At 48.9% G+C, this 9,241-nt stretch carries 6 protein-coding genes; all 6 read right to left on the bottom strand.

Annotated elements, in window-relative coordinates; genetic code table 11:
* Positions 1-388 precede the first annotated feature (388 nt).
* The gene (locus tag ACFQ0N_RS35205; RefSeq protein ID WP_379334793.1) at positions 389-1,969 is read right to left on the bottom strand and encodes a response regulator transcription factor; all 1,581 of its coding nucleotides are present in this window, start codon (positions 1,967-1,969) and stop codon (positions 389-391) included.
* A gap of 5 nt (positions 1,970-1,974) precedes the next feature.
* Positions 1,975-3,771 carry a cache domain-containing sensor histidine kinase gene (locus tag ACFQ0N_RS35200; protein WP_379334792.1) on the bottom strand — a complete coding sequence of 599 codons (1,797 nt, stop codon included), beginning with the start codon at positions 3,769-3,771 and terminating at the stop codon, positions 1,975-1,977.
* Between the two features lie 95 nt (positions 3,772-3,866).
* On the bottom strand, positions 3,867-5,243 hold the full coding sequence (locus tag ACFQ0N_RS35195) for an ABC transporter substrate-binding protein (protein ID WP_379334791.1): 1,377 nt from the start codon (positions 5,241-5,243) through the stop codon (positions 3,867-3,869).
* Positions 5,244-5,471: 228 nt separating this feature from the next.
* Complete coding sequence (gene lysS, locus ACFQ0N_RS35190) at positions 5,472-6,986, bottom strand: lysine--tRNA ligase (protein ID WP_379334790.1); 1,515 nt, start codon at positions 6,984-6,986, stop codon at positions 5,472-5,474.
* 129 nt (positions 6,987-7,115) lie between these two features.
* Positions 7,116-7,592 carry a transcription elongation factor GreA gene (gene greA, locus ACFQ0N_RS35185; RefSeq protein ID WP_379334789.1) on the bottom strand — a complete coding sequence of 159 codons (477 nt, stop codon included), beginning with the start codon at positions 7,590-7,592 and terminating at the stop codon, positions 7,116-7,118.
* A gap of 621 nt (positions 7,593-8,213) precedes the next feature.
* Positions 8,214-9,239 carry a tRNA dihydrouridine synthase DusB gene (gene dusB / locus ACFQ0N_RS35180; protein WP_379334788.1) on the bottom strand — a complete coding sequence of 342 codons (1,026 nt, stop codon included), beginning with the start codon at positions 9,237-9,239 and terminating at the stop codon, positions 8,214-8,216.
* Positions 9,240-9,241 lie beyond the last annotated feature (2 nt).

Raw genomic sequence — 9,241 nt, 5'->3', positions numbered from 1 at the left:
ATTAGGCACGCCGCCAGCGTTCGTCCTGAGCCAGGATCAAACTCTCCATAAAAGTTGAAGTCCGAAAACTTCTATTCATGAATAAGCTTGTTAGCTCATTACTTGTTTTCTTGCGATTTGACAGTTTCGCTCATTGTTCAGTTTTCAAGGAACAAATCTTTTATTTGCTTTGTTGCCGTTGCTCTCAGCGGCGACTTAAATAATATAACATGCTTCCGCCTACTATTGCAAGTCTTTTTTTAAAAGTTTTTTATCCAGCGAATTTACAAGACGATTCGAGCCAATTTCATAATAGAAATAATCGCGTTTTGTTCTAGTCCGTGCTGTTAATTACAGTAACCGCAGGTATGATGAAATTGACTCTTTTCGTCTTATATTCCGCATCTGTTCAGCTCAAACGTGATTCCCGGTACTCAGACGGCGTTAAGCCTACGTACTTTTGGAATACCTTTGTAAAGTAGCGGCGTTCTTGATATCCGACCTGCTTGCCGATATTTGCGACACTGTTATCGCTAAAAGCCAGCAACGATTGTGCCAGCTCTATTCGCTGCCTCGTTATATGCTCGACAAACGTTACGCCAAAATGCTGCTTGAACAGCAAGCTGAAATAGCTGGAGCTTATGCCTAACACCTCAGCCAATTCATCAATGCCTATATCGTCGGCAATATGACGCTCAATATATTCCTTGGCGCGCAGCATCAATACATCGCCCGGCTTGCGCTTCAGCGAGGCTTCCAGACATTTGCTCAGCAGCAGCCGAATATCCTCCAGCAATTCCTCCAGCGTCCGTTCCGTTTCCATTCGCGCCCACAGGTTCTGCTTTTCCGCATCATCCAGCAGTTTCATATCTTCCAGCTCGCGAATAACATACAAATTCAAATAAGAGAGCATACGGACGGCGCGAAGTTGTGACTGCTCCGCCAGTTCGTTTATTCGCCTGCCAAGTCCGCCCCACGCTTCCTCGAGCTCATCGCGCTTCATTCGCTTCAGCGCTGAGACGACCTCCTCCATATCCTTCCACATGGATACATTTAAACAATCTTTCGTCTCGGGCGTTTCCGCTGCCACCAGCGTCTGCTGCCGGTCAGGCGTCATTCGCAAAGTGAGCTGCAAATTACGGTACGTTTCATGAAGCTCATCCAGGCTCACCCGGTTCAGCTGATACGCAATGCTGACTTGCTGCTTCGTATACTGGCGGATCGAATGCTGCACCTGTGCAGACACTTGCCGAGTCCATCCCTCCTCCCCGTCCGGATCGGCGATAAAGATGCAGTACTCCCCTTCGCGCAGCTGCAGCAAAATAAATGAGCGGGCGTTTTCGCGCAAAGTTTCCTCCATCACATTGCGGACTGCAAAATTCCACACCTTCCGCTCAGCCTTACTCAGCACCACGCTTCCATTCGCAAAGCTGTCTATATCCGCCAGCCAAAAGTGAAATGAAGCATCCGCAACGTCCATGCCGTCGGCTGCAAGCATGGCCTGGACTGCAGGGTCAAAAGTACCGACCAATGCTTCGGTCAGCATTTTCTCATAGGCAAGATTCAACGCCGTGTCCTTCGTCCGCCGCTCTGCATGATTAAGCGACTTGCGCTGCCTGATTTCTGCCGCCGTTTGCGCTACCACGCGCTGCAGCTCCTCATAATCGATCGGCTTTAACAAATAATTGCGGACACCATGCCGCATAACAGAACGCGCATATTCAAACTCGCCGTAGCCCGTGAGCATAACGACCTCGCATTCAATATCCAACTCCCGCAGCTGGCGCAAAAAATCGATCCCGTCCATTTTGGGCATACGAATATCGGATAAAATGAGATCCGGGCGAATCTGCTCCGCGATTTCGAGCGCTTTTTGTCCGTTGGTTGCTACTGCAGCTACTTCTATCTCAAGTGACTCCCATGGAACAACGGTCTGTAAGTTTTGCAAAATTATCGGTTCATCGTCAACCAGCATCGCCCTAAGTTTCACGTTCATCACTCCAATCTATAATTCGGTATCGTGCATTTGATGCAGGTACCGCTGTCTTCCGCCGAACAAATGATCAGCCCGTAAGCTTTTCCGTATTGAATCCGGATCCGGTCAGCTACGCTGCGAATCCCCAGGCCTCTGCGCTCTCCGACCGCGGGCGTCTCAAGAATAACTTGATCTTCAGCGTACATATACTGAAAGGTAGCCAAACGCTCCTGTGCGATTCCCATTCCGTTATCCTCTATCCAAAAGACGATATCATTGCCCACTTCCTCGGCTGATATCTTAATCTGGCCTTTAAATTCAATATCCTCGAACCCATGCTGAATGCTGTTTTCCACGAGCGGCTGCAGCGTTAATTTCGGTATACTTTTCTCCATTAGACTATGCGGTACATCGATTTGATAATCGAACAATTCACCGAACCTGCTTTTTTGAATAAACAGATAGCTGTGCAAATGCTCGATTTCCTCCCGAATGCAGATTTCTTCCCGGTCTTGAATGCTTATGCGCAAAATATTGCCAAGACGCCGTACAAGATGGCTTATCATTTGCCCTTTATTTTGCACAGCAAGTGCATTAATCGATTCCAGTGTATTAAACAAAAAATGCGGCTTGATTTGCGCTTGCAGCACACGCAGCTCTGCCCGGTTCTTTTGATCCCGCTCCCGCTTCACCTGCTCCAGCAGCTCGCCCACCTTTTCCACCTGCCGGTTAAAGCCGCGTGTCAGCAAAAACAGCTCGTCCTGGCCTTGCTCGGGCACACGAACATTCAAATCCCCGCCTTCTACCCGGCGCATTTGGCGAACAATGCGAATAATCGATTTAACGATCCGGTTAACAAAAAACAGATTGAACAGCAGCGCAAACAATGTACTGGCCGCTACCAAGAGTACAATCCAGCGAATGTACTGCGTCACCTCGCCCGATAAAGAATCCCATGAGGCCACTGACACGAGACGCCAATTGCTTTGACCCAGCCCGATCGACGAAATCATGCTTTCCTGCCCGTGGAATATGCGGCGGCTGCTGGCATATTTCATTTCATCCGCAGTTTCGTCTGCCAGCTCCTCCAGCGTCTTCCCATTATCCGTGCCCAGACTGTCAAACATTACCGTCCCCGCATCATTTACAATGAAAAAGCGCGTATCATGCTTTTCCCGGTTATATAAGAAGGTGCGGAAGATGGCCTCTAATGCCGAGCTTTTAATTTGTACGAGCAGCACGCCTTTATCTTCCAGTGTATTAATATCCTTGACCATGCGTATTTGAGTAAATGATTGCTCCGTGCCTGTCAGCTGAGGATACTCATAGGGGCCGATCCATTTGGGCAGCCCCTTCATGTTCACCACCTCTTCGTATATTTTTAATTGCTTAAACTCGGCGAAGGGCAAATTGGGAAAGCTATCCTTATAGTAAATCGGTACTGCTCGGTCTGCATCAAGCCGATACAGCAATGAATAGCTGACTGACGGATGATTAATTAATAAATCGCGAAAATTGCGCTGGATTTCATTAAGCTGCAAATAATTGATTTCATTCAAATCGTCGTGAAGATAACGGTTTTGTTGAAGCAATTGCTGCAATGCAAAAGTAGCTACAGTGTTGTCCGTTACCTTGTTCATCTCTTGAAACATAAAGTTGACGGTTTGGCTAAGCGCCTTCAATGTCAGCTCGGACTGCTGCCTGTATTTTTGCTCGAGCGTATCGGATATAAACATATAAGCGGATACACCGATCAGAAAGAGCGGCACAATAATAAGCAAAAAAAAGGCACCAAACAGCTTGAACCGCAAATTCATACCACTTTCCCCGCCTTTCGCTGTCCTTAAAGCGCCGCCAGTTGTCAATCCCTCGATACGTTGTCGGATAGTATCTCTGGAGAGCAGTATGCCGTTTATTTGCGATTAGCTTTATCTTGGACGGCTTGAATTCTATTCAATATTTTGACAGGATCGGCCTTTCCTTTTCCGGCAATGATTTGCGCCAGGCCCAGCTCGACCTCTTTGTTCACTTCGGATTGTACAAAAGCATCAAATACCGGAAACACCTCCCCGGCTTTGGCCTGTACATCCAGCACTTCCTTTAGCAAGGGCGCTTCCACCAGACTTTTCAAATCTTGGTCGATCTTAAAAGAAGGCAGTACATTATCCTCCTTCAAGCCGCGGATTTGCATGTCGACATTGTACATATTTTGAATAAATGCCTTTACGGCCTTTAATTCCTGCTCGTTAAGATTGGAGGAAAACCCGTAGCCGTTGCTCAAATTCGCATTAACCGCCGTCTGATCCCCCTTGCCTCCAGGGACGCTTGGCATAGCGAAATATCCGATGCTGCCGATCATATCGCCGGCCTGCTGCGGATCTGTAAAGACCGACGATGCCCATGAGCCGTCAAACATCATGCCCGCTTTTCCTGTAAGCAATTGATTCCTCATCTCTATATATTCGTATCCAAGCTCGCCTTTCGTAAAATATTCTTTGGCTTGCCACTCGTTATACTTCTCCCAAGCCGCTACAATTTCCGGACTGTTCCATTTGACCGTTCCAGCCATAAAGCCCGGCATTATATGTTCTCCAGCATAACGCGCCATCATCGTGTTGAGCAGCATGACCGGAACCCAGGTCGCCTTGGAAGCCATTGCAATCGGTACAATATTTTCCTGCTTCAGCTGTTCCATGATATGCTCCAGCTCTTCCATCGTCGCCGGGACACGAAGCCCCAGCTCGGCAAACAGCTTTTTGTTATAGAAGAAACCCTCCTGGCTGGTTCCGATCGGCAATCCGTACACTCTGCCATCAACTGTATATTGGGATAGATCAATAAAGCTGTCCTTTAAGCCCAGTTCTTCGATAATGGGCGTCAAGTCGAGCAATCTCCCTGCCTTAGCATATTTCACGGCATCGGCCATGCCGCCGAAAAGATCGAATATTTGCGGAGGATTGCCTGCTGTCATCTCGGCCGGCAGCTTTGTAAAGCGGTTCGCATTATCCTCCACCGGATCAAAATCAATCTGTAACCCTGGCACATCAGCTTCGGTCTGCCTGATCACATCCTTAAGGAGCGCCAGCCGAAATTTTTTGGACTCGCCAACCTGCGTATGTCTTATCGTCATTGTAAAGGGCTCTGCCTCCAGCCCGTCTTCTGCTGCTTCACTGTCACCCGCATATTTCGAATCGACCCTCTTGTTGTTTCCGCTTTCACTGCAAGCGGATAATGCTGTTGTAACGACTAAGAGAAGTGCAGCCAGCAAGATTGCCGTGTTCCTGTTCATGGGCGACCTCCTATTTTTGCAATGTTTGCATTCATAGTATTTTAATTATACATGGGTTACTTTTGCTTTCGGCAGGGTTCAAATTCTATTAAGGAGGGATAAAATTCAACAAGAAGTAACGGCTGACGCAGTCCTTGGCGCGAGACAAGTTTTCTTCCTAAACGCTATAAAATAAAAAAAACCGCCAGGCTGCATCTGCTGTAGATCGCTCTGGCGGTAGTCGTATTTTTATTCTCCTGCTCGCTCGCGCATATGCGGAAACAGCAGCACGTCGCGGATAGACGGCGCATCTGTCAGCAGCATAACCAGTCGGTCTACGCCGATTCCCAGCCCGCCCGTTGGCGGCATGCCATATTCCAGTGCACGAATGAAATCCTCATCCATCTCATGCGCTTCATCATTGCCTTGCTCACGTTCGACAAGCTGAGACTCAAACCGCTCCCGCTGGTCGATCGGGTCATTCAGCTCTGTGAAAGCATTAGCATGCTCACGGGCCACGATGAACAGCTCGAAACGATCGGTAAAGCGCGGATCCTGCTCATTCTTCTTGGCAAGCGGCGAGATTGCAACCGGATGCCCGGTAACGAAGGTTGGCTGAATTAAAGTATGCTCAACAAACTCTTCGAAAAATGCGTTCAGAATATGCCCGAACGTCATATGCGGCTCAACTTTCACATTGTGCTGCTTGGCGAGCGCATGCGCTTCTTCATCCGTCATCTGAACAGAGAAGTCCACGCCTGTCGCTTCTTTGACCAAGTCAACCATCGATACCCGGCGCCAAGGCGGTGCAAGATCTACTTCCTGCCCTTGGTACGTGATCTTCGTCGTGCCCAGCACCTCTTGCGCGATGTGTGCGATCAACGATTCCGTCAGGGCCATAATATCCTTGTAATCCGCATAGGCCTCATAAAGCTCGATCATCGTAAATTCGGGATTGTGGCGAGTGGAGATGCCTTCATTGCGGTATACGCGGCCAATCTCATATACCTTCTCCATGCCGCCTACGATAAGCCGCTTCAAGTGCAGCTCAATCGCAATTCGCATATACAGCTGCATATCCAGCGCATTATGATGCGTAATGAACGGCCGCGCGGCCGCTCCGCCAGCGATGGCATGCAGCGTCGGAGTTTCCACTTCCAGATAGCCGCGTGCATCCAGGTAACGGCGCATGGATTGAATAATGCGCGAACGTAAAATAAACGACTGCTGCACTTCCGGATTGACAATTAAATCTACATAGCGTTGGCGATAGCGAAGCTCTACATCCTTCAAGCCGTGATATTTTTCCGGCAGCGGCAGCAACGATTTGGACAGTACAACGATCTCTTCGGCTTTGATCGAGGTTTCTCCCGTGTTCGTCTTGAAGACAGTACCGCCAACGCCGATGATATCGCCGATATCCAGCATATCAAAAGCTTCATACTGCGCCTCCGGCACCGTGTCCTTGCGTGCATAAATTTGAATTTTGCCGCTCAAATCCTGAATATGGGCAAATGACGCTTTACCCATGCCGCGCTTCTGCATAATCCGGCCTGCCAGGCTAACTGTTACGGCTTGCTCTGCCAGTTCTTCCTTAGACGCCTCCTGATAAGCGTCCAGCACTTCCTTTGCTTGATGGGTGCGCTCGAATTTGCCGCCGAACGGATCAATTCCGAGTTTCCGCAGCTCGTCCAGTTTATTTCTCCGGATTTGTAACAGCTCGCTTAGTTCTTGTTCTTGCGTTTCCTGCGTCTGATGCTCCACAACATTCAACTCCTAAAAATTTCTGCTTTGCCAGAAGTACACAACACTTCATTGCTAACCAATGACGCTCTTCTGGGCTATTTTCTGAAAAAAGCTTCCGGGTGGAAGCTTTTTTCATGGACTCAGGCACTACTTTTTAATATCGACGATTTTATATTGAATGACGCCGGCCGGAACGTTGACCTCAACGACAGCACCCTTCTTCTTACCCAAGATTGCTTTGCCAACAGGGCTTTCATTCGAAATTTTATTTTTCAGCGGATCGGACTCAGCAGTGCCGACAATCGCATATTCCATCGTATCGCCAAATTCCAGATCCTCTACCACAACGGTCGATCCAATGCTCACGGTGTCAATGTCGATTTCATCATTATTGATGATCCGCGCATTGCGCAGCATCTTTTCCAATGTAATAATGCGTCCCTCGATAAAGGCTTGCTCGTTCTTGGCGTCCTCATATTCCGAGTTCTCGCTAATATCGCCGTAGCCGATTGCCACTTTAATCCGCTCGGCTACTTCGCGACGCTTAACAGACTTCAAATTTTCCAATTCCTCTTCCAGCTTCTTAAGTCCGTCCTGCGTCAGAATAATCTCTTTATCACTCATCTTACCGATTCTCCTGTCGTGACATATTTTTCATCCCCACATTATGAATGCATCACTACTTAATTTATTGTGCTTGAATATTTTGATGACACCGTGCAGGGGGCCGGTTCAATTATGTTAGTACCAAGTCGACGGTATATCCATCAATTCCGATTATTGAAAGATTATATTGCACTTTCGCCCTAAATGTCAACGACGGCGCTGTGAAATTTGAAAACGCTTTATCTGGAATCAGTGCGCTGTGCCAGTACAGCCGCAATTTTTTCGCATTTTTGCGCAATATCCGATTGGCCGCCGGCAATGATGCCGGCGGCTTGCATTGCTAGGCTGTCGATTAATTGTGGACATCTGTAAGCGCGGGCGAAGCGGGCATGAGCGGACCGTAGATCCGTTATCTGTGAACAAATGTGCCCAAACGACTGGTCCGCGGACCGTGGTTCCGTTATTGGCCTCAAATCGCCCCAAAAACCCGGTAAAATCCATGAATAACGGATCGTATGTCCGCGAACCCCCCGAATGAGCCGCTTTCCACCAAATAACGGATCGTGTGTCCGCTTGTCTCACAGTTGCCCGCTTCTGCGCCAAAAATCGTGGTCCACACGAAATCGACAGCCTCAATCGCTACACTGTCGTTACCTTCAGTTCGGCCGTTTTAGAGCCGGATTGAACCCCGTCCTCACTCAAGGAGACAATATATTGCTCCAAAATATGAACCATATTGTCACGGCTTGTTTCTTCCATAATCGCGTCTTTAACTCGCGCTGCTCCCGGAAGACCTTTCAAGTACCAAGCCAGATGCTTGCGCATTTCGCGTACTGCGACCGCTTCGCCTTTTAATTTGGCCAGCCGGTCCATATGCACAATAGCGACCTCCATCTTTTCACGAGGCGTCGGATCAGCAAGCAGCTCGCCTGTCGTCAAATAATGAACGGTGCGATACAGCATCCACGGATTGCCCAGGGCGCCGCGGCCGATCATAACGCCATCGCAGCCGGTATGCTCAAGCATACGCTGGGCATCCTCAGGCGTCACTACATCGCCGTTGCCGATTACAGGGATCGAGACAGCTTCTTTAACATCTCTGATAATATCCCAATTCGCTTTTCCCGTATAAAGCTGCTCCCGCGTGCGGCCATGTACACTGACAGCACTTCCGCCTGCCCGTTCGACTGCTTGGGCATTTTCTACAGCATAGATATGCTCACTGTCCCAGCCGATCCGCATTTTGACTGTAACCGGCTTATCGACAACATCGACAACAGCCGACACCATCTCATAAATTTTGTTCGGATCAAGCAGCCACCGTGCGCCAGCGTCACATTTTGTCACTTTAGGCACAGGGCAGCCCATATTGATGTCAATAATGTCGGCATTCGTCTGTTTATCGACAACTTTGGCCGCCTCGACAAGAGACTCCCGGTCGCCGCCAAAAATTTGCAGACTAAGCGGCTTTTCCCGCTCATCGACAAACAGCATCTCCAATGTTCGTTTATTGCCATGCAGAATCGCTTTGTCGCTGACCATTTCCGCGCATACCAGCCCGCAGCCGAACTCCTTGGCGATCAGACGGAACGCCGGGTTGCATACCCCCGCCATCGGCGCAAGCACAACATTGTTTTTCATTTCGATGTTTCCAATTTTAAGCATGA

This window comes from Paenibacillus sp. GCM10027626, from assembly GCF_042676285.1.
GTDB lineage: Bacteria > Bacillota > Bacilli > Paenibacillales > Paenibacillaceae > Paenibacillus_Z.
The sequence above is the reverse complement of the archived record's forward strand: the minus strand, read 5'-3'. Positions and strand labels throughout refer to the sequence as shown.

What these genes read in the sequence shown, in the direction of transcription:
- greA (WP_379334789.1), bottom strand. Translation starts at nt 7,592, where the DNA reads ATGAGTGATAAAGAGATTATTCTGACGCAGGACGGACTTAAGAAGCTG.
- ACFQ0N_RS35195 (WP_379334791.1), bottom strand. Translation starts at nt 5,243, where the DNA reads ATGAACAGGAACACGGCAATCTTGCTGGCTGCACTTCTCTTAGTCGTT.
- dusB (WP_379334788.1), bottom strand. Translation starts at nt 9,239, where the DNA reads ATGCTTAAAATTGGAAACATCGAAATGAAAAACAATGTTGTGCTTGCG.
- ACFQ0N_RS35200 (WP_379334792.1), bottom strand. Translation starts at nt 3,771, where the DNA reads ATGAATTTGCGGTTCAAGCTGTTTGGTGCCTTTTTTTTGCTTATTATT.